Consider the following 20,147-nt stretch of genomic DNA (forward strand, 5'->3'; position numbering starts at 1 on the left):
CGGGGCCGTGTCGGGGCAGGGTGAGGTCGACGGGCGGCACGCGTGTGCCGGGGGCTCGCCGTCAGCGGTCCAGCTCGGGATGCGCCGCGGTGAGCACCGCCGTCAGCGCGGTCAGCTCGTCCCCGCCGGCCACCAGCCGGGTGAGGTCGGCGGCGTCGACGTCGTCCCGGGTGAGCGTGCCGGCCACCTGACCGCTGGCCAGCAGCAGGAAGCGGTCACCCACGAGGTGCGCGTAGCGCGGGTTGTTCGTCACGAAGAGCACCGCGAGGCCCTCGGCGCGCGCGGCCACGACCGACTGCAGCACCAGGGCGTGCTGCGCGACGGTCATGGGCGCGCTCGGCTCGTCGACCACCAGCACGCGGGCGCCGAAGTGCAGCGCCCGGGCCACCGCCAGGCTGTGCCGCTCCCCGGCGCGCAGCGCGCTGGCCGGCTGGTCGGGGTCCAGGCCGGTCACCCCCACGCGGCGCATGGCCTGCACGGTCGTCTCCCGGGCCGCCGCCAGGTCCAGCCGGCGCGTCGGCCAGATGCCGCGCAGCGGCTCGGCGCCGAGGAAGAGGTTCCGCCAGACCGACAGCAGCGGCGCGACGGCGAGGTCCTGCCACACGGTGGCGATCCCCGCCTCGCGCGCCCGCCGCGGGGTCCGCAGCCGTACCGGCCGCCCGTCGAGGAGCACCTGTCCCTCGTCCGGCCGGACCAGGCCGGACAGGACGGCGACCAGCGTCGACTTGCCCGAGCCGTTCTCCCCGAGCACGCAGGTGATCTCGCCGGCGCGCAGCGCGACCGACAGCCGGGTCAGCGCGGGAACGCTGCCGTGCCGGACGGTGAGCCCGCGCAGCTCGAGCACGGGAGGCGCCGTCCCGCCGTCGTCCCGGACCGGTCCCGTCACGAGCGCGGGACCGCCTTCAGCCGTCGGCGCACCGCGCCGTTGGCCAGCAGGGCCACCAGCAGCAGCACGCCGAGCAGGGCCTGGAACCACCGCAGGTCCCAGCCGGCGAGCAGGATGCCCTGCCGGGCGACCGCGTAGAGCAGCGCGCTGACCGCTGCGCCCACGGCCGAGCCGCGCCCGCCGGTCAGCAGGCAGCCGCCGATGACGGCGACGACCAGGTAGTCGACACCGGAGGCGAGCCCGGGCACGGCCGACACCCCGCCGAGGCGGAGCAGCCCCAGCGTGCCGATGAACCAGCCCGCGGTCGCGGTCAGGCAGAACAGCGCGACCGTGGTCCGGCGGACGGCCACTCCCAGCTCCCGGGCCGCGTGCCGGGCACCGCCGATCGCGAGCACCGCGTTGCCGAACCGGGTGCGCCACAGCACCCACGTGGCCACGGCGGTGATCCCGAGCCACCAGAGGACCGAGATGCGGAACCGTGCGTCACCGACGGCAACCGTGGAGCTGAAGGCCGCGGCGGCCGACGTCCAGCCGGGGCTGTCGGAGAGCCCGACGATCCCGGCCGAGCCGGTGACCTCCTCGGTGCCGACCAGGGTGACGCCCTGCAGCACGAGCAGGGTCGCGAGGGTGACGAGGAAGCTGGGCAGGCCGGTGTTGACCACCAGCACCCCGTTGACCACCCCGACCAGGAGGGCGCACAGCAGCGAAACGCCCAGCGCGGGCCAGACGGCCCACCCGGCGTAGCCGGTCAGCAGGGCGGTGACCAGGGCGCTGGCCACCGCGACGATGCCCACCGAGACGTCGAACTGCCCGGCGACCATCAGCAGCGTGACGGCGACCGCCCCGATGCCCAGCGGCGCGGCGACCTCCAGCACGGCCGCCGCGCCGGCGACGGTGAGCAGCTCGGGGGCCCGGATGCCGAACAGGACGACGACGACCACCAGGCCGACCGTCGCCGGCAGGCTGGGTCGGGCGAGCGCGCGGGTGAGCAGCCGACTCGGCCCGGGCGCGCCGCGCGTGCCGGCCATGCCGAAGCCGGGCAGGCGGTCGGTGCTCACCGGCACGGGCGCTGGGGGTCGGTCGGCAGCGGTGCCTCCTCGGCGGACGGATGCCCCCAGTGTCCACGACGAGCCGGGCGGTGCGCAGGTGCCGCCTGCCATGGAGTGGATCGGTGCGGGTCACCCGCGGGTCACCCGCACGGATCCACCCCGTCAGGGCTCGAGGCGCCAGCGCACCCGCTCGTCGGCGTACCACGTCCAGCGCTGCACCGGCCGGCCGTAGGGCACGCCGTCGCGGACGATGCGCGCCGGGTCGCTGGCGACCTGCAGGGCGCGGCCGCTGGTCCGTCGGGTCGGCCGCAGCGGTTGCACCATGACGGTGACGCCGATGGTGTCCACGGCGCTCCAGTCGGGGCGGACGTCGATCCGGGTGACGTCGCCGTCGGCCACCTTGATGTCGTCGTGGTAGGCGCGCAGGCCGACGCGCGAGCTCAGCCGTCCGCCGTCCGCCGACTCCAGCCGGCCGTGGTGCAGCAGCACCCCGCCGTGGTCGTCGCGCACCAGGGTGAGGTCCCGCGGTCGCCCGGTGCCCACCCCAAGCGCGTCGGCCAGGGCGGCGGACTCCTTGTCGCGGGTCGGCGCCCAGGCGACCGGCACCACCGCGTTGCGACCCGTCTTGAGCAGCAGGGCCAGGACGGCGTTCAGCGCCGCCACCGGCCCGCGGACGACGAGGGCGTCGGCGGTCTCGGCCGCCGCGAGCTTGTCCCGCCGCGGGGCCTCCCCGGGGTCCAGGCGCCGGAGGTCCAGCTCGACGGGAGGCATGCCGACTACCCTGCCACCTGCCAGCCGGTTGACCGCCGGTGCGCTGCCGCTCCGACGACGACCGAGGAGAACCCCGAACCCATGCCGGCTGTCGTGCTGATCGGTGCCCAGTGGGGCGACGAGGGCAAGGGCAAGGCCACCGACCTGCTCGGTGGCCGGGTGCCCTACGTCGTCCGCTACCAGGGCGGGAACAACGCCGGGCACACGGTGATCACCCCGGACGGCGAGAAGTACGCGCTGCACCTGATCCCGTCCGGGATCCTCACGCCGGGCTGCACGCCGGTCATCGGCAACGGCGTGGTGGTCGACCCCGACGTGCTCATCGGCGAGCTGGCCGGCCTCGAGGAGCGCGGGGTCGACACCTCGCGGCTGGTCATCTCCTCCGACGCGCACCTGATCATGCCGCACCACCGGGCGCTGGACCGCGTGACGGAACGGTTCCTCGGCAAGCGGCGCATCGGCACCACCGGCCGCGGCATCGGCCCGGCCTACGGCGACAAGGTGGCCCGGGTCGGCATCCGCGTGCAGGACCTGCTCGACCTGTCGATCCTGCGGCAGAAGCTCGAGGGCACGCTCCAGGAGAAGAACCAGGTCCTGGTCAAGGTCTACAACCGCAAGGCGATCGACGTCGACGAGGTCGTCGAGGAGTACGCGGCGTACGCGGAGCAGCTCAAGCACCGGATCGCCGACACCCGGCTGCTGCTCGGGCGGGCGCTCGACGCCGGCGAGTGGGTGCTGCTGGAGGGGTCGCAGGGCACCCTGCTCGACGTCGACCACGGCACGTATCCGTTCGTGACGTCGTCCAACCCGACCGCGGGCGGGGCCGCCACCGGCGCCGGCATCGGACCGACCCGGATCTCCCGGGTGGTCGGCATCCTCAAGGCGTACACGACCCGCGTGGGCTCCGGCCCGTTCCCGACCGAGCTGTTCGACGCCAGCGGCGAGTACCTGCGCAAGCACGGCGGCGAGGTCGGCGTCACCACGGGCCGCGACCGGCGCTGCGGCTGGTTCGACGCCGTCGTCGCCCGTTACGCCAGCCGGGTCAACGGCATCACCGACTACTTCCTCACCAAGCTCGACGTGCTCTCCGGCCTGGAGACGGTGCCGGTCTGCGTCGCCTACGACGTCGACGGCGTCCGGCACGAGGAGATGCCGATGACGCAGACCGAGTTCCACCACGCGACACCGGTCTACGAGGAGATGCCCGGCTGGTTCGAGGACATCCGGACCTGCCGCACCTTCGACGAGCTGCCGCCGAACGCGCAGGCCTACGTGCGCCGGCTGGAGGAGCTCTCCGGCGCGCGGATCAGCGTCATCGGCGTCGGCCCCGGCCGTGACGAGAACGTCCTCGTCAACGACCTGCTGCAATGACACCGCGGTCCTCCGGACCGCACCGCGGCCCGGTGCCGTCCCCCGGTTGAGCGGGAGCCCTGCGCCCGGTCGTTCCTCGGGGGACCCTGCGGGCCCCCGCTCGATCACGACGCCGCACCGCGGCCCGGTGCCGTCCCCCGGTTGAGCGGGAGCCCTGCGCCCGGTCGTTCCTCGGGGGACCCTGCGGGCCCCCGCTCGATCACGACGCCGCACCGCGGCCCGGTGCCGTCCCCCGGTTGAGCGGAGCCCTGCCACCACGTCCTCGCGCCGGGAGGCCTCCGGCCCCCGCGACGCGAGGACGAGCCCCGGCGGGCTCAGCGGGTCAGAGCCCGGCGGGGAGGCGCTCCAGCTCGGCGCGCACCCGGACGGCGACGTCGGGGCAGTCGGTGATCAGCCCGTCGACGCCCAGGCCGATGAGCAGCCGGGCTTCGCCGGCGGCGTCGCCGCGCGCGGCCGGGTGCTCGCCGCGGCGCAGGTGCGCGGGCAGGAAGCAGTTCTCCGGGCGCACCGTCCACGGGACGACGAGCAGGCCGGCGTCGTGCGCCCGGTGCACCAGGTCGGAGATGCCGACCAGCGCGTGCCCGCCGCCGCGCAGCAGGATGCGGTGCCGGCTGGGCGCGATGCCCTGGGCGTAGGTCGACACCTCGCGCAGGCCGGCGGGGGTCACCAGCGGGTCGTCGACGGGGTCGTCGTCCACCAACTGCAGGAGGCGCGGCCCGTGGTCGCCGAGGTCGGTGCGCAGCTCCCGCAGCACCACGGGGTCGAACGACTGCACGACCACGCTGCCGTCGGGCCCGGTGGCGCCGAGGCGGCGCAGCTCGGCCGCCACCAGGGCGGCCAGCCGCCGGCCGGCCGCGGCCGGCCCCGGCTGCTTGAGCTCGGCCAGCACGCGCACCGGGCGGCCGGGGGTGGAGCGCCGGCGGGCGAGGTCGACCACCTCGGCCAGGGTGAGGACGCCGAACCGGCCGTCGTAGGTGGTGTTGAGCGGGCGCAGGTCCGGCATCCGCTCGATGGCCCGGAGGGTGCGCAGCTCGGCCAGCGTGAAGTCGTCGACGAACCAGCCGGTGCACGGGCGGCCGTGCACCTCGCGGGTGCGCCGTCGGGCGGCGAACTCCGGGCGCGCGGCCACGTCGGTGGTGCGGGAGAGCTCCGCCTCGTGCCGGACGACGAGGGCGCCGTCGCCGCTCACGACGACGTCGGGCTCGATCAGGTCGGCACCGAGGTCGATGGCCAGCTCGAAGGAGGCCAGGGTGTGCTCGGGGCGGTAGGCGGGTGCGCCGCGGTGCCCGACGACGGCGGGCAGCGCCGGGCGCGTCGCGGTGAGGAGGGCCGGCGACTCGGTCGCGCGCATGCCTTCAGGGGACCCCGGCCAGGTGACGGGACGGCGAACGTCGCCCGGCGCGTTGCGCACAATTCGGGAGACGGGCGCCTGACCTGGGCGCCACCATGGCCGGTGTGACGCATCTCGCAGCGCTGGGCTGGACCCCCGACCGGGCCGCCGAGCTGCCTCCGGACAGCCGCCCGGCCCGGGTGGTACGGGTGGACCGCGGTTGGCTGCGCGTGGTCTCCGACGACGGTGAGCGGTCGGTGCCCGCGGTGGCCGCCCTGCACGAGACCGCGCCGGGCGCGGTCGCCCGGACCACCGTCGCCCGGACCACCGCCGCCCGCAGCGGCGCCGTCCTGGACCGACCCGGTCCGCCGGGTGGGCCGGCGGTCGGCGACTGGGTGGCGCTGCGCGCCGGGTGGGCCGTCGCGGTGCTGCCCCGGCGGAGCGCGTTCGTCCGCACCGTCGCCGGCCGCACCTCGGCGGCCCAGGTGGTGGCCGCCAACCTCGACGCGGTGCTCGTCGTCGACGCGCTCGCCGGTCCGGCGCGGCCGCGGCGGGTCGAGCGCTACCTCGCGGTGGCGTGGAGCAGCGGGGCGACCCCGGTCGTCGTGCTCACCAAGGCCGACCTGTGCGACGACGTCCCCGCCGCCGTGGCGCAGGTCGCCGAGGTCGCGCTGGGCGTCGAGGTGCTGCCGGTCAGCTCGGTGACGGGGGAGGGTCTGGCGGCCGTCGCCGCGGCCGTCGGCCCCGGCCGGACCGCCGCCATGGTGGGTCCTTCCGGGGTGGGCAAGTCCAGCCTGGCGAACGCGCTGGCCGGCGTCCCCGTCGCCCCGACCCGGGAGATCCGCGCCGACGGGCGCGGCCGGCACACCACCACGGCGCGCGAGCTGCACGTGCTGCCCGGCGGCGTGCTGCTCGTCGACACCCCCGGCATGCGCGAGCTGGCGCTGCACGACGACGCCGACGGGGTGGCGGCCGCCTACGCCGACGTGGCCGAGCTGGCCGCGGCCTGCCGCTTCCGCGACTGCGCGCACCGGACCGAGCCCGGCTGCGCGGTGGCGGCCGCCATCGACGCCGGCACCCTCGACCCCGCCCGGTACGTCGCCTGGCGCAAGCTCGAGGCGGAGGCGCACCGGCAGGCGCTGCGGTCCGACGCGCGGGCCCGGGCCACCGAGCGGGCCCGGGTGCGGGCCTTCACCCGAGCGCTGCGCGCCCAGCCGAACCGCCCGCGCTCGTGAAACGACATCGATGGACCACTCCGGCTCGGAGGGTGGCCGGACCCAGCACGGGGCGGGCTGAGTAGCGTCGCCGTCCGTGCGCGTGCTGGTGATCGGCTCCGGTGCCCGGGAGCACGCCCTGTGCGTCGCTCTGTCCGCCGACCCCGCGGTGCTGGCGCTGGCCTGCGCGCCCGGCAACGCCGGCACCCGGTCGCTCGCCGAACCGTTCCCGCTCGACGTCACCGACCCGGTCGCGGTGGCCGGGCTGGCCCGCGAGTGGCGAGCCGACCTCGTGGTGATCGGGCCCGAGGTGCCCCTGGTCGCCGGCGCGGCCGACGCGGTGCGGGACGCCGGCATCGCCTGCTTCGGCCCGTCGGCGCAGGCGGCCCGGCTGGAGGGCAGCAAGTCCTTCGCCAAGGGCGTGATGGCCGCCGCCGGCGTGCCCACGGCCCGGTCGTGGCCGGTGGGCGGGCGGGCCGAGCTGGAGACCGCCCTCGACGAGGCCGCGCAGCACACCGGCGGAGCGCCCTGGGTGGTCAAGGACGACGGCCTGGCCGCCGGCAAGGGCGTGCTGGTCACCGACGACCGCGCCGCGGCGGTCGCGCACGGGCGGGCGGTGCTGGACGCCGGTGGCGCGGTGCTGGTCGAGGAGTACCTCGACGGCCCGGAGGTGTCGCTGTTCGCGGTGACCGACGGGCGGACGGTGCTGCCGCTGCTGCCCGCCCAGGACGCCAAGCGGCGCGACGACGGTGACGCCGGCCCCAACACCGGGGGGATGGGCGCCTACGCGCCGCTGCCCTGGGCACCGGCGGAACTGGTCGACGAGGTGCTCGCCACGGTGCTGCAGCCGACGGTCGACGAGATGGCCCGGCGCGACGAGGCGTTCGCCGGGCTGCTCTACGCCGGGTTGGCGCTGACCTCGCGCGGCGTCCGGGTGGTGGAGTTCAACGCCCGCTTCGGCGATCCGGAGACCCAGGTGGTGCTGCCGCTGCTGGAGACGCCGCTGGCCGGTCTGCTGCAGGCGGCGGCGACCGGGGTGCTCGCCGCCCACCCGCCGCTGCGGTGGCGCGACGGCGCGGCGGTCACCGTGGTCGTCGCGGCCGCCGGCTACCCGGGTGCGCCGCGCACCGGCGACCCGGTGACCGGCGCCGACGGCGAGGGCGTCCTGCACGCCGGCACCGCGCTGGCCCCGGACGGGACGGTCGTGTCGGCCGGCGGCCGGGTGCTGGCCGTCACCGCGACCGGGTCCGACCTGGCCGCCGCCCGGCGGGCGGCCTACGAGCGGGTGGCCGGCGTCCGGCTCGCCGGCGCGCACTGGCGCACCGACATCGCGCTGGCCGCGGTCGAGAGGCGGATCGCCGTCCCGGCGCTCTAGCGCACCACCCGCGGCCGGGCCGCGCTCAGCTCGCGGTGACCGGTGAGGCGGCGCGCTCCCGCCGGGGTTCCGGCGGCCGCGGGCCGAGGTGCCGACGGCTGAGGTAGGTGCCGGCGACGTTGGCGCAGGCGACCGTGGGCACGGCGATCAGCGCCCCGAAGATGCCGGCCACGAGCAGCCCGGCCGCGATGGCCAGGACGACGGCCAGCGGGTGCACCCGCACCGCCCGGCCGAGCAGCAGCGGCTGCAGCACGTGGCCCTCCAGCTGCATGACGGCGGTGATGATGCCCAGCGCGACGAGAGCCGCGATGGGTCCGTCGGAGACCAGCGCGACCAGCACCGCGACCGTGCCGGCCAGGAACGAGCCGATGATCGGGATGAACGCGCCGAGGAACACCAGCGCGGCCAGCGGGACCACCAGCGGCACGCCCAGCACCGCCAGCCCGATGCCGATGACGACCGCGTCGAACAGGGCCACGACCGCGGTCGCGCGCACGTAGGAGATCAGCGTGCGCCACGAGCGCCGCGCGGCCTCGTCGACGTACGCGCGGGAGTCGTGGGGGAACAGCCCGACCAGCCACAGCCAGATCCCGCGGCCGTCCTTGAGGAAGAAGAACAGGGTGAACAGGGCCAGGACGGTGCCGGTGACGACCTCGCCCACCGTGGTCGCGGTGGTGAGCGCGCCCGAGGCGAGGTCCTCCTGGTTGGCCACCAGCGTGTCCTGCAGCTGGGTGACGGCCGCCTCGAGCTGGCCCTGGGTGATCGGGAAGGTGCGGACGACGAAGTCCTGGACCTGCTCGATGCCCTGGCTGACCTGCTGGGCGAGGTCGCCGAAGCCGTCCATGATCCGCTCGACGACCAGCGTGATGATGCCGGCGACGACGCCCAGCCCCACGACGAGCATGGCCAGCGCCGCCAGGGACGGCGGCCAGCCGTGCCGGATGAGCCAGGCCGCGCCCGGCTGCAGCAGCGCCGCCAGCAGCAGCGCGACGATCACCGGCACCAGGACGACGTCGACGCGGGCGGCCGCCCACAGCAAGACGTAGAGCCCGGCCACCACCACGATCAGCCGCCACGACCAGGACGCCGCCGTCCGCAGCCCCGGTGGCACGGCGGCCTCGCTGCTGGGGTGCACGGCCATGGCCGGCGGACGGCGGACGCCCGGGCGGCGACTGCGGCCGGCCTCGGGCGGTCCGCTGATGCCGCCGGGCGCGAGCGGGCCGTCGAGGTCGGGCGCGCCGGGTTCGGGGCTGCCCAGCGGCGGGCGCGACGAGCCCTCCGACCGATGGGCGCCGCCGTCCGCGGGCTCGCCGTCCGCGGGCTCGTCGTCCGCGGGCTCGTCGTCCGCGACGTCGTCGAGGAGGTCGTCGTCGAGGGGGTCGTCGTCGGCGACGCGGTCGCCGCCGGCGTGGCCCTGCGCCGTCCGCAGGAGCAGCCGGCCCCCGGCGTCGGGCCAGTCGTGCGGGTCGTGGGTCCGCGCTGCGTGGATGCGTGCCCGCGCGCGTGCCAGCAGGGTGCCCGCCCGGCGCAGCATGGCCCACCTCCCGCGCGTGTAGGGGTCGTCGATGATCACGGTAGCCCTGCGGGAGGATGTTCCCGTGGTGCGACGAGCGGACCGGCGGCGGGCGAGGCACGCATGATCGAGCGGTACACCCTCCCCGAGATGGGCCGGGTCTGGAGCGACCGGCACAAGTACGAGCTGTGGTGCCGGGTCGAGACGCTCGTGCTCGAGGCGCACGCCGCCGCGGGGCGGGTGCCCGCCGACGTCGTCCAACCGGTGCGCGCGGCCCCGCCACCCACCCCGGAACGGGTCGCCGAGATCGAGGAGACGACGCAGCACGACGTCATCGCCTTCCTCACCGCCTGGGCCGACAACACCGAGCCGCGGTCGGCGGCGGCCTACGTGCACCACGGCATGACGTCGTCCGACCTGCTCGACACGGCGCTGGCCGTGCAGCTGACCGAGGCGACCGACCTGCTGCTGGCCCGGCTGGACCGCCTGGTCGCGGCGCTGCGCGACCACGGGCTGGCGCACCGCGGCACCATCAAGGTCGGCCGCACGCACGGCGTGCACGCCGAGCCCGACGTGTGGGGCCACCGCGTCGCCGACCTGGCCTTCGCGACGGCGCGTTCGCGCGACCGGCTGCGCGCGGCGCGCGCCGCGGTGGGCGTGGTGGCCATCTCCGGCGCGGTCGGCACGTACTCCCTGGTCGACCCGTCGGTCGAGGTGGCGGTCGCCGACGCGCTCGGGCTGCGGCCGGCGGACGCCTCCACGCAGGTCGTGCTGCGCGACGGGATCAGCGAGTGGGTGTCGGCGCTGGCGATCGTGGCGACCGTCTGCGAGACGATCGCGCTGGAGGTGCGGCACGGCCAGCGGACCGAGGTGCGGGAGCTGTCGGAGGCGTTCGGCTCGGGCCAGAAGGGGTCGAGCGCCATGCCGCACAAGAAGAACCCGATCCGCTCCGAGCGCATCGCGGGGCTGGCGCGGGTGGTGCGGGCAGCGGTCGTGCCGGTCATGGAGGGCATCCCGCTGTGGCACGAGCGCGACATCTCGCACTCCTCGACCGAGCGGGTGTTCCTCCCCGACGCCGCGATCACCACCGACTACCTGCTGCATCTGACCACCGGGCTGGTCGAGAACCTCGTCGTCGACGCCGAGCGGATGCGGGCCAACCTGGAGTCGACCGGCGGGCTGATCTACACGTCGTCGGTGCTGCTGGAACTCGTCGAGGGCGGGTTGTCGCGGGAGGACGCCTACGCGCTCGTCCAGTCGGCGGCCATGGAGACGTGGAACAGCGGGACGCCGTTCCGCGAGACGCTGCGCACGCGCGCCAAGGCCGCAGGGGTGGAGCTCGACGAGCCCCGACTGGACGAGATCTGCCGCCCCGAGCGGTACGTGGAGAAGCTGGGGCCGCTGTTCGACCGGCTGGCCGCGCTGGCATGACCGCCCCCGACCTGCCCCTCGTCGCGCGCGGCAAGGTGCGCGAGGTCTACGACGCCGGCGACGACCGGCTGCTGATGGTCGCCTCCGACCGCATCTCGGCCTACGACGCCGTGCTGCCCACACCCATCCCCGACAAGGGCCGGGTGCTGACCGCGTTGTCGGCCTGGTGGTTCGAGCAGCTCACCCCGGAGCTTGAGCGGTTCGGCGCGTCGCACCACCTGCTCTCGACGACCGACGTCCCGCCGTCCGTGGCCGGCCGGGGGATGCTCGTGCGGCGGCTGGAGATGCTGCCGGTCGAGTGCGTGGCCCGCGGCTACCTCGCCGGGTCGGGGACGGCGGAGTACCGGCGCACCGGGCGCATCGTCGACGTCCCGCTGCCGGCCGGGCTGGTGGAGGGCTCGCGGCTGCCGACGCCGGTGTTCACCCCGTCGACGAAGGCGGACGTCGGCGAGCACGACGAGCCGATCGGCTTCGAGCGCGTGGTGGAGATGGTCGGCGCCGCCCGCGCCGACGCGCTGCGCGCGCTCACCCTGGAGCTGTACCGGGAGGCGGCCGAGCTCGCCGAGGCGGCCGGCATCGTCCTCGCCGACACCAAGTTCGAGTTCGGCGTGGACGCCTCGGGCGGGCTGGTGCTGGCCGACGAGGTGCTCACCCCGGACTCGTCGCGCTTCTGGCCGGCCGACACGTGGTCGCCCGGCGGTCCGCAGCCCTCCTACGACAAGCAGTTCGTGCGCGACTGGCTGACGTCGTCCGGGTGGGACAGGGTCTCGCCCCCGCCCGAGCTCCCCGACGACGTCGTCGCCGCCACCCGGGAGCGCTACGTCACCGCCTACGAGACGCTGACCGGCCGCGCCTTCACCTGAGGGGTCGCCCGCGCTCGGAGCGGCGGCCCGCCGGCGGGGAGGGCGTCCCGGGACGAGGTGGCACGCGGGGTGCCGGTGGAGCGGCTTGTACCCTCGTGCGCGTGCCGCGGGTGGTCGTCGACGTCGTCCTCAAGCCGGAGATCTCCGACCCCCAGGGCCAGGCGGTGCTCGGTGCGCTCGGCCGGCTCGGCCACGGCTCGGTGCGCAGCGTCCGCCAGGGCAAGCACTTCGTGCTCGAGGTCGACGGCACCCCCGACCGGGACGAGCTGCAGCAGATCGCCGAGACGCTGCTGGCCAACCCGGTGATCGAGGACGTCGAGCTGCACCTGCCGGGGGCCTGAGCCGTGCGGATCGGGGTGATCACCTTCCCGGGCAGCCTGGACGACGTCGACGCCGCGCGCGCGGTCCGCCTCGCCGGCGGGGAGCCGGTGAGCCTGTGGCACGCCGACGACCACCTCGAGGACGTCGACGCCGTCGTCCTGCCCGGCGGCTTCTCCTACGGCGACTACCTGCGGGCCGGGGCCATCGCCGCCCGCGCACCGCTGATGCACTCCGTGGTCGCGAAGGCGAGGAGCGGACTGCCCGTGCTGGGCATCTGCAACGGTTTCCAGGTGCTCTGCGAGGCCGGCCTGCTGCCCGGCGCGCTCACCCGCAACGGCCACCTGCACTTCCGCAACCGCGACCAGGCGCTGCGCGTCGAGCGTGCCGACACCGCGTGGACCGGCAGTTACACCGCGGGCCAGCGCATCGTCGTCCCGGTCAAGAACGGCGAGGGCCGCTACGTCGCCGCCCCGGCCGACCTCGACCGGCTGGAGGAGGAGGGCCGGGTCGTCGTCCGGTACGTCGAGGGCAACCCCAACGGCAGCTTGCGCGACATCGCCGGGGTGACCAGCGCGGACGGCCGGATCGTCGGGCTCATGCCGCACCCCGAGCACGCCGTCGAGGACCTCACCGGCCCGTCCACCGACGGCCTCGGCTTCTTCACCAGCGTGCTCACGGCCGTGGTGGCCGCGTGATCACCGTCGACACGGTCGAGCGGGCGGTCGGCACCCCCGACGAGCCGCAGCCGTACACCGAGCTCGGGCTGAAGGACGACGAGTACGTCCGCATCCGCGACATCCTCGGCCGCCGGCCGACCACCGCCGAGCTCGCCATGTACTCGGTCATGTGGAGCGAGCACTGCTCGTACAAGAGCTCGAAGGTCCACCTGCGCCAGTTCGGCGACCTGCCCAGGAGCGAGGCGCTGCTCGTCGGCATCGGCGAGAACGCCGGCGTGGTCGACGTCGGCGACGGCTACGCGGTCACCTTCAAGGTCGAGAGCCACAACCACCCCAGCTACGTCGAGCCCTACCAGGGCGCGGCCACCGGGGTCGGCGGCATCGTGCGCGACATCCTCACCATGGGCGCCCGGCCGGTCGCGGTCATGGACAGCCTCCGCTTCGGCCGCGCCGACGCCCCCGACACCGCCCGCGTGCTGCCCGGCGTGGTCGCCGGTGTCGGCGGCTACGGCAACTGCCTCGGCCTGCCCAACATCGGCGGCGAGCTGTCGTTCGACGAGTGCTACGCGGGCAACCCGCTGGTCAACGCCCTGTGCGTCGGCGTCATGCGGCACGAGGACCTCCGCCTGGCCAAGGCCGAGGGAGCCGGCAACAGGGTCGTCCTGTTCGGCGCGCGCACCGGCGGCGACGGCATCGGCGGCGTGTCCGTGCTCGCCAGCGAGACCTTCGCCGACGCCGCCGAAGCCGGGCTCAGCCCGGCCAAGCGGCCCAGCGTGCAGGTGGGCGACCCGTTCACCGAGAAGCTGCTGATCGAGGCGTGCCTGGAGATCTTCGCCGCCGGGCTGGTCACCGGCATCCAGGACCTCGGCGGCGCCGGCCTCTCGTGCGCCACGAGCGAGCTGGCCAGCGCCGGCACCGGCGGCATGCACGTCGACCTCGACCGGGTCCCGCTGCGCGACTCCACGCTCACCCCGGCCGAGATCCTGATGAGCGAGTCGCAGGAGCGCATGTGCGCGATCGTCGAGCCCGGCAAGGTCGACGACTTCCTCGCCGTCTGCCGCAGGTGGGACGTGCAGGCCACCGTGATCGGCGAGGTCACCGACGGCGACCGGCTGACCGTCGACTGGCACGGCGAGCGCATCGTCGACGTCCCCCCGCGCACGGTGGCGCACGAGGGCCCCGTCTACGAGCGGCCCGTGCAGCGCCCGGCCGACCTCGACGACCTGCGGGCCGACGACCCCGCCGCGCTGCCGCGGCCGACGACCGGGGCCGAGCTCACCGCCCACTGGCTGGCCGTCGTCAGCAGCCCGGACGGTGCGGACAAGACCTGGGTCACCGAGCAGTACGACCGCTACGTGCGCGGCAACACGGTGCTCGCTCAACCGGACGACGCGGGCGTCGTCCGCATCGACGAGGACACCCACCGCGGCATCGCGCTCGCCCTCGACGGCAACGCCCGCTACGCCCGCCTCGACCCCTACGCCGGCGCGCAGCTCAACCTGGCCGAGGCCTACCGCAACGTCGCGGTCTCCGGCGCCCGGCCGCTGGCCGTCACCAACTGCCTGAACTTCGGGTCGCCGGAGGAGCCCGCGGTGATGTGGCAGTTCGCCGAGGCCGTCCGCGGGCTGGCCGACGGGTGCCGCGAGCTCGGGCTGCCGGTGACCGGCGGCAACGTCAGCCTGTACAACCAGACCGGCGACGTGGCGATCAACCCGACGCCGGTCATCGGCGTGCTCGGGGTGCACGACGACGTCCGCAGGCGGGTCCCGTCCGGCTGGCGGGCGGCGGGGGAGACGGTGCTGCTGCTCGGCGAGACACGTGCGGAGTTCGGTGGCTCCGCGTGGGCCTCCGTCATGCACGGTCACCTCGGCGGCCGCCCGCCGGCGGTGGCCCTGCCGGCCGAGAAGGCGCTCGCCGCCCTGCTCGCCGGGCTGGTCGGCGAGGGCCTGGTCACCTCCGCGCACGACCTCTCCGACGGCGGCCTCGCCCAGGCGCTCGCCGAGTCGGCGCTGCGCTACGGCACCGGTGCCGCGCTCGACCTGTCGGCGGTGGCCGGCGACGCCTTCACCGCGCTGTTCAGCGAGTCCGGCGCGCGCGCCGTGGTGACGACGACCGACCCGGGGTCGGTCCGCGTCACCGCCGACTGGGCCGGCGTGCGGGTCACCGAACTCGGCACGACGGGCGGTGACGCCCTGCGGGTGGCCGACCTCCCGGAGCTGCCCCTCGCCGAGCTGCGCGCCGCCTGGACCGCCACCCTCCCCGCGCTGTTCGGCTCGCCCGAGGTCACGGTCGGCAGCGTCCCGGCGGGCACCGTCCCCACGAGCTAGCGGCGGGTCTGCGGGCATGGGCCCAGCGGCGCCGATCCCGGCCGCCGAGCTGCGCGCCGCGGTCGACCCGGTCCGGCCGTGGCTGGCGGGGGAGGCCGAGCCGCCGCCGCGGCCGGTGCTGGCAGCCGCGGTCAAGACGTCCGCCAGGTGGCTGGCCCAGCAGGCGCCCGGCCGTTCGGTCGAGCTGCGGGTTCCCCCGCACGTCGCCGTCCAGCTGGTGCCCGGGCCGCGGCACACCCGCGGCACGCCACCCAACGTGGTCGAGACCGACCCGGCCACCTGGCTACGCCTCGTCACCGGCGCGCTGACCTGGGACGAGGCGCTCGCGCGGGGTGCGCTCACCGCCAGCGGCAACCGCGCCGACCTCTCCCCGTACCTGCCCTTGGCCCCACTCAGGTGACCCGCATGGTCGTGCCGAGTGGGCCCCCGGAGGGGGTCCGCGCAGGCGCGACGCAGCGGCTCAGCGCGGCCGGCGGACGGCTCCTGGCCGCGGTGTCGTCCGGAGGACGACGGCGTCATTGCTCAGCCGGTGAACAGCGTGATCGCCGTCTGCACGGTGCGGAACAGCCCGTAGAGCAACGGGATGCCGACCAGCGCCCAGGCGAAGACGATCAGTGCGACCGGGGTGTGCGTGGGCTGCTGCTGCCGGTCCGACGTGGACAGGGACGAACTCATCGCGCGGCGCTCCTCTCCGGGGTGCGGGCGGTGGAGGCGGCCTCGGCCTTCTTCGGCTCGTGCCACCGGTCGTCGACCGGCTTGACCATCAGGTTGGCGAGGAACCCGACGGCGAGCAGGCCGACCATGATGAACAGGGCCGGGCGGTAGTCCCCGGCGACCAGCTGGCCGGGGGTGCCCTGGGTGTCGAGGACGCCGTTGACGATCAGCGGGCCGGCGACACCGGCGGCCGACCAGGCGGTCAGCAGCCGGCCGTGGATCGCGCCCACCTGGTAGGTGCCGAACAGGTCGCGCAGGTAGGCCGGGATGGTGGCGAAGCCGCCGCCGTAGAACGACAGGATGATGGCCGCGAGGACGACGAACAGCCAGGTCGCGCTGCTGCCCAGCGTCGCCAGCGCCACGTAGAGCAGCAGGCCGACGCCCAGGTAGACCATGTAGATGTTCTTGCGGCCGATGTAGTCCGAGGTCGACGACCAGACGAACCGGCCGGCCATGTTGAACAGCGAGAGCACGCCCACGAAACCGGCCGCCGCGGACGCCGCGATCGCCGAGGTCTCCCCGGTGCGGAAGAAGTCCTGGATCATCGGCGCGGCCTGCTCGAGGATGCCGATGCCCGCCGTCACGTTGCAGAACAGCACCGTCCACAGCAGCCAGAACTGCGGGGTCTTGACGGCGTTGCGCGCCGACACGTTCTCCGTGGTGACCAGGGCCTTCTGCTTCACGGTCGACGGGTCCCAGCCCTCGGGCCGCCAGCCCTCCGCCGGCACCCGCACGATGGCCGAGCCGAACACCATGAAGCAGAAGTAGACGATGCCGAGGGTGAGGAAGAGGCCCGCGACGGCGCCGCCGTCCGGCGTCGTGCCCGCGGTCCCGTCGTAGCTCGGGTCGTACAGGCTCATCAGCTGCCGGGAGATCGGGGAGGCGATCAGCGCGCCGCCGCCGAAGCCCATGATGGCCATGCCGGTGGCCAGGCCCGGCCGGTCGGGGAACCACTTGATCAGCGTCGACACCGGCGAGATGTAGCCGATGCCCAGGCCGATGCCGCCGAGGAAGCCGTAGCCGAAGTAGAGCAGCCACAGCTGCTCGGTCGCGATGCCGAGCGAGCCGACCAGGAAGCCGGCGGCCCAGAAGCAGGCGGCGGTGAACATGGCCGCCCGGGGGCCGTTCTTGTCGACCCAGGTGCCGAAGACGGCCGCGGAGAGGCCGAGCATGACGATCGCGATCGAGAAGATGACGCCGATCGCGGTCAGGCTGGTGTCGAAGTGGGCCACCAGCGCGGACTTGTACACGCTGGTCGCGTACGCCTGCCCGATGCACAGGTGCACCGCCAGCGCGGCCGGTGGGATGAGCCACCGGTTGAAGCCCGGTCGCGCGACGATGCGCTCCCGGGACAGGATGCTCGGCACTGCCAAGGTCGGACCTCCGGTCGTCCGGACCGGGAGCGGGGCGCAACCCGGTCGCCTGCTGGTTCCCGCACGGCCTCGGCACCCTAAGCGAGGCAAGGGCAGCCCGCTCGTCGATCGTGATCTGATCGTTGTGCACGACTCCATGGTGTGCTGCACAACACAGTGAACCCTCAACCACCGCATCCGGCCAGTCGGGACGCCGGACGAGGAGCAGGCACCCCGGGACGCGGCGGGTGCAGACCCGGGCGCCGGTCGGAGGGGAGCGCCGATCGCCGGTACCCTCGACAGGTGCCCCGAGGTGATGGACGGCTGACGCACGACCTCGACCCCGGCTCCCCCGGCCCCCAGGACGCCTGCGGCGTCTTCGGCGTGTGGGCGCCCGGCGAGGAGGTCGCGAAGCTCGCGTACTTCGGGCTCTACGCCCTGCAGCACCGGGGGCAGGAGGCCGCGGGCATCGCCGTCTCCGACGGCTCCTCGGTGGTGGTCTACAAGGACCTCGGGCTGGTCAGCCAGGTCTTCGACGAGCCGACCCTGGGCAGCCTGCGCGGCCACCTCGCCGTCGGCCACACCCGCTACTCCACCACGGGCGCCTCGACCTGGGAGAACGCCCAGCCGACCTTCCGCACCACCGAGGATGGCACCGGCCTGGCGCTCTGCCACAACGGCAACCTGGTCAACACCGCCGAGCTGGCGGCGAAGGCCGCGGACGACGGCGTCCCGGGCGCCTTCGCGGCCACCACCGACTCCGACCTGGTCACCGCTCTCATCGCCGCCCGCCCCGACCTCCCCGTCGAGGACGCCGCCATGCAGGTGCTGCCCCAGCTGCGCGGCGCGTTCAGCTTCACCTTCATGGACGAGAACACCCTGTACGCCGCCCGCGACCCGCAGGGCGTGCGCCCGCTGGTGCTCGGTCGTCTGGAGCGCGGCTGGGTGGTGGCCAGCGAGACCGCCGCCCTCGACATCGTCGGCGCCTCGGTGGTGCGCGAGATCGAGCCCGGTGAGCTGCTCGCCATCGACGAGAACGGGCTGCGCAGCCAGCACTTCGCGCACAGCGAGCCGAAGGGCTGCGTCTTCGAGTACGTCTACCTGGCCCGCCCCGACACGACGATCGGCGGCCGCAGCGTGCACGCCGCCCGCGTCGAGATCGGTCGCCGGCTGGCCAGGGAGCACCCGGCCGACGCCGACCTGGTCATCCCCGTGCCCGAGTCGGGCACCCCGGCGGCCGTCGGCTACGCCGAGGCGAGCGGCATCCCGTACGGGCTGGGGCTGGTCAAGAACTCCTACGTCGGCCGCACGTTCATCCAGCCGTCGCAGACCATCCGCCAGCTCGGCATCCGGCTCAAGCTCAACCCGCTGCGCGACGTCATCCGCGGCAAGCGGCTCGTCGTCGTCGACGACTCGATCGTGCGGGGCAACACCCAGCGGGCGCTGATCCGCATGCTGCGCGAGGCCGGCGCCGTCGAGGTGCACGTGCGCATCTCCTCGCCGCCGGTCAAGTGGCCCTGCTTCTACGGGATCGACTTCGCCAGCCGGGCCGAGCTCATCGCCAACGGCCTGGACATCGACGGGGTCCGGGCGTCGATCAACGCCGACTCGCTGGGCTACGTGTCCGAGCAGGGCCTCATCGCGGCCACCGAGCAGCCGGCCACCCGGCTGTGCACGGCGTGCTTCACCGGCCAGTACCCGATCCCGCTGGGCGAGGCCGGCCTGCTCGGCAAGCACGTCCTCGAGGCCTCCGGGCGCACCCCGATGCCGCGCGTCGACGAGACGCGGGCGGTCAGCGGCTGGACCGGCCAGCAGGCCGGCAGCGCCACGCTGCCCGGCGGCGCCGAGGACGCGCTGTCGCGTCCGTGACGGCCGGGGACGGCTTCACCTACGCCGCGTCCGGCGTCGACATCGACGCCGGTGAGCGGGCCGTCGAACTCATGCGGACGGCGGTGCAGCGCACCAGCCGGCCGGAGGTGGTCGGCGGCCTCGGCGGCTTCGCCGGGCTGTTCGCGCTGGACACCGCGAAGTACCGGCGCCCGCTGCTCGCCTCGTCCACCGACGGGGTGGGTACCAAGATCGCGCTGGCGCGGCGGCTCGACCGGCACGACACGGTCGGCATCGACCTGGTGGCGATGGTGGTCGACGACCTGGTGGCCTGCGGAGCCGAGCCGCTGTTCCTGCAGGACTACGTGGCCTGCGGGCGGGTGGTGCCCGAGCGGATCGCGGCCGTCGTCACCGGCATCGCCGCCGGCTGCATGCGGGCGGGCGCCGCCCTGGTCGGCGGCGAGACCGCCGAGCACGGTGACCTCATGGCCCCGGACGACTACGACCTGGCGGCGACCGCGGTCGGCGTAGTCGAGGCCGACGCGGTGCTCGGCCCCGAGCGGGTCCGGGACGGCGACGCGATGGTCGCGATGGCGTCGTCCGGGCTGCACTCCAACGGCTACTCCCTGGTGCGCCGCGTGGTCGCCGCGGCCGGGCTCGACCTGCACGGCACCCCGAGCGGGCTCGACCGGCCGCTCGGCGAGGAGCTGCTCGAGCCCACCCGCATCTACGCGCCGGACTGCCTCGCGCTGGTGCGCGACTTCGGCGTCGACGCCGTGCACGCCTTCGCCCACATCACCGGGGGAGGGCTGGCCGGCAACACCGCCCGCGTCGTGCCGGAGGACCTGCAGGCGACCCTGGACCGCGGCACGTGGGCGCTCCCGCCGGTCGTGGCGCTGCTCGAGCAGCACGGCGTGCCGCGTGCGGAGTCCGAGCGCGCCTTCAACTGCGGCGTCGGCATGGTCGCCGCCGTCGCGCCGGGCGTCGCCGACGCGGTCGTCACGGCGCTGGCCGGACGGGGTGTGCCGGCCTGGGTGGCCGGCACGGTCGGGCCGCGGGCGGGCGCCGAGGCGGCCCGGCTGGTGGGCGCCTACCGCTGAGCGGCCGCGCCGGCCGCGCCGGCCTG

18 protein-coding genes are annotated in these 20,147 nt (G+C 75.2%); 11 read left to right on the plus strand and 7 right to left on the minus strand.

All coding sequences use genetic code 11. The annotated features are described in order from the left end of the window. Nucleotides 1-61: 61 nt before the first annotated feature. The 3 genes from OF117_RS12805 to OF117_RS12815 all read right to left on the minus strand — a co-directional run bounded on the left by OF117_RS12805 (nucleotide 62) and on the right by OF117_RS12815 (nucleotide 2,706). Nucleotides 62-886, minus strand: coding sequence for an ATP-binding cassette domain-containing protein (locus tag OF117_RS12805; RefSeq protein ID WP_263553230.1), 825 nt, complete (start codon nucleotides 884-886; stop codon nucleotides 62-64). Next, nucleotides 883-1,944: an ABC transporter permease gene (locus OF117_RS12810; RefSeq protein ID WP_263553231.1), complete on the minus strand. Its 1,062-nt coding sequence runs from the start codon at nucleotides 1,942-1,944 to the stop codon at nucleotides 883-885. The genes OF117_RS12805 and OF117_RS12810 overlap by 4 nt, the downstream gene beginning before the upstream one ends. 153 nt (nucleotides 1,945-2,097) lie before the next feature. Continuing rightward, a complete protein-coding gene (locus OF117_RS12815) occupies nucleotides 2,098-2,706 on the minus strand; it encodes a hypothetical protein (protein ID WP_263553232.1) in 609 nt (202 codons plus the stop codon). Between the two features lie 81 nt (nucleotides 2,707-2,787). On the opposite strand from OF117_RS12815, the gene OF117_RS12820 reads away from it, so the two are divergent. Next, entirely contained in the window at nucleotides 2,788-4,077 is a 1,290-nt protein-coding gene (locus OF117_RS12820) for an adenylosuccinate synthase (protein ID WP_263553233.1), read from the plus strand. 322 nt (nucleotides 4,078-4,399) lie between these two features. Here the strand turns inward: OF117_RS12820 and OF117_RS12825 are convergent, their stop codons facing one another. Further along, complete coding sequence (locus OF117_RS12825) at nucleotides 4,400-5,428, minus strand: glycerophosphodiester phosphodiesterase family protein (RefSeq protein WP_263553234.1); 1,029 nt, start codon at nucleotides 5,426-5,428, stop codon at nucleotides 4,400-4,402. Between the two features lie 95 nt (nucleotides 5,429-5,523). Between OF117_RS12825 and rsgA the strand changes: the two genes are divergently transcribed. Continuing rightward, nucleotides 5,524-6,642, plus strand: coding sequence for a ribosome small subunit-dependent GTPase A (rsgA, locus tag OF117_RS12830; protein ID WP_263553235.1), 1,119 nt, complete (start codon nucleotides 5,524-5,526; stop codon nucleotides 6,640-6,642). A gap of 76 nt (nucleotides 6,643-6,718) precedes the next feature. Continuing rightward, entirely contained in the window at nucleotides 6,719-7,996 is a 1,278-nt protein-coding gene (gene purD / locus OF117_RS12835; RefSeq protein ID WP_263553236.1) for a phosphoribosylamine--glycine ligase, read from the plus strand. A 25-nt stretch (nucleotides 7,997-8,021) separates the two neighbouring features. Here purD and OF117_RS12840 read toward each other — a convergent pair whose 3' ends face one another. Further along, the gene (locus OF117_RS12840; protein ID WP_263553237.1) at nucleotides 8,022-9,569 is read right to left on the minus strand and encodes an AI-2E family transporter; all 1,548 of its coding nucleotides are present in this window, start codon (nucleotides 9,567-9,569) and stop codon (nucleotides 8,022-8,024) included. Between the two features lie 63 nt (nucleotides 9,570-9,632). On the opposite strand from OF117_RS12840, the gene purB reads away from it, so the two are divergent. The 6 genes from purB (at nucleotide 9,633) to OF117_RS12870 (ending at nucleotide 15,528) form a co-directional block, all read left to right on the plus strand. Next, nucleotides 9,633-10,940 (plus strand): adenylosuccinate lyase, encoded by a 1,308-nt coding sequence (gene purB, locus OF117_RS12845; RefSeq protein WP_263553238.1) that lies wholly within the window; start codon nucleotides 9,633-9,635, stop codon nucleotides 10,938-10,940. Then, entirely contained in the window at nucleotides 10,937-11,803 is an 867-nt protein-coding gene (locus tag OF117_RS12850; protein WP_263553239.1) for a phosphoribosylaminoimidazolesuccinocarboxamide synthase, read from the plus strand. The genes purB and OF117_RS12850 overlap by 4 nt, the downstream gene beginning before the upstream one ends. A gap of 101 nt (nucleotides 11,804-11,904) precedes the next feature. Then, complete coding sequence (gene purS / locus OF117_RS12855) at nucleotides 11,905-12,144, plus strand: phosphoribosylformylglycinamidine synthase subunit PurS (RefSeq protein WP_263553240.1); 240 nt, start codon at nucleotides 11,905-11,907, stop codon at nucleotides 12,142-12,144. A gap of 3 nt (nucleotides 12,145-12,147) precedes the next feature. Continuing rightward, on the plus strand, nucleotides 12,148-12,819 hold the full coding sequence (gene purQ / locus OF117_RS12860) for a phosphoribosylformylglycinamidine synthase subunit PurQ (RefSeq protein WP_411969451.1): 672 nt from the start codon (nucleotides 12,148-12,150) through the stop codon (nucleotides 12,817-12,819). Continuing rightward, nucleotides 12,816-15,128, plus strand: a complete 2,313-nt coding sequence (purL, locus tag OF117_RS12865; protein WP_263553242.1) for a phosphoribosylformylglycinamidine synthase subunit PurL — start codon at nucleotides 12,816-12,818, stop codon at nucleotides 15,126-15,128. Before purQ ends, purL begins: the two co-directional genes overlap by 4 nt. A 16-nt stretch (nucleotides 15,129-15,144) precedes the next feature. Beyond that, on the plus strand, nucleotides 15,145-15,528 hold the full coding sequence (locus OF117_RS12870; RefSeq protein ID WP_263553243.1) for a sterol carrier family protein: 384 nt from the start codon (nucleotides 15,145-15,147) through the stop codon (nucleotides 15,526-15,528). Between the two features lie 122 nt (nucleotides 15,529-15,650). On the opposite strand, the gene OF117_RS12875 is transcribed toward OF117_RS12870, so the two are convergent. Both OF117_RS12875 and OF117_RS12880 read right to left on the minus strand, forming a co-directional pair. After that, nucleotides 15,651-15,803, minus strand: coding sequence for a hypothetical protein (locus tag OF117_RS12875; protein WP_263553244.1), 153 nt, complete (start codon nucleotides 15,801-15,803; stop codon nucleotides 15,651-15,653). After that, the gene (locus tag OF117_RS12880; RefSeq protein WP_263553277.1) at nucleotides 15,800-17,209 is read right to left on the minus strand and encodes an OFA family MFS transporter; all 1,410 of its coding nucleotides are present in this window, start codon (nucleotides 17,207-17,209) and stop codon (nucleotides 15,800-15,802) included. The genes OF117_RS12875 and OF117_RS12880 overlap by 4 nt, the downstream gene beginning before the upstream one ends. A gap of 288 nt (nucleotides 17,210-17,497) precedes the next feature. On the opposite strand from OF117_RS12880, the gene purF reads away from it, so the two are divergent. Next, the gene (gene purF, locus OF117_RS12885) at nucleotides 17,498-19,063 is read left to right on the plus strand and encodes an amidophosphoribosyltransferase (protein ID WP_263553245.1); all 1,566 of its coding nucleotides are present in this window, start codon (nucleotides 17,498-17,500) and stop codon (nucleotides 19,061-19,063) included. Beyond that, complete coding sequence (purM, locus tag OF117_RS12890; RefSeq protein WP_263553246.1) at nucleotides 19,060-20,121, plus strand: phosphoribosylformylglycinamidine cyclo-ligase; 1,062 nt, start codon at nucleotides 19,060-19,062, stop codon at nucleotides 20,119-20,121. Before purF ends, purM begins: the two co-directional genes overlap by 4 nt. The last annotated feature ends 26 nt before the right edge of the window (nucleotides 20,122-20,147 follow it).

It is taken from the genome of Geodermatophilus sp. YIM 151500 (genome assembly GCF_025716945.1).
Taxonomy (GTDB): domain Bacteria; phylum Actinomycetota; class Actinomycetes; order Mycobacteriales; family Geodermatophilaceae; genus YIM-151500.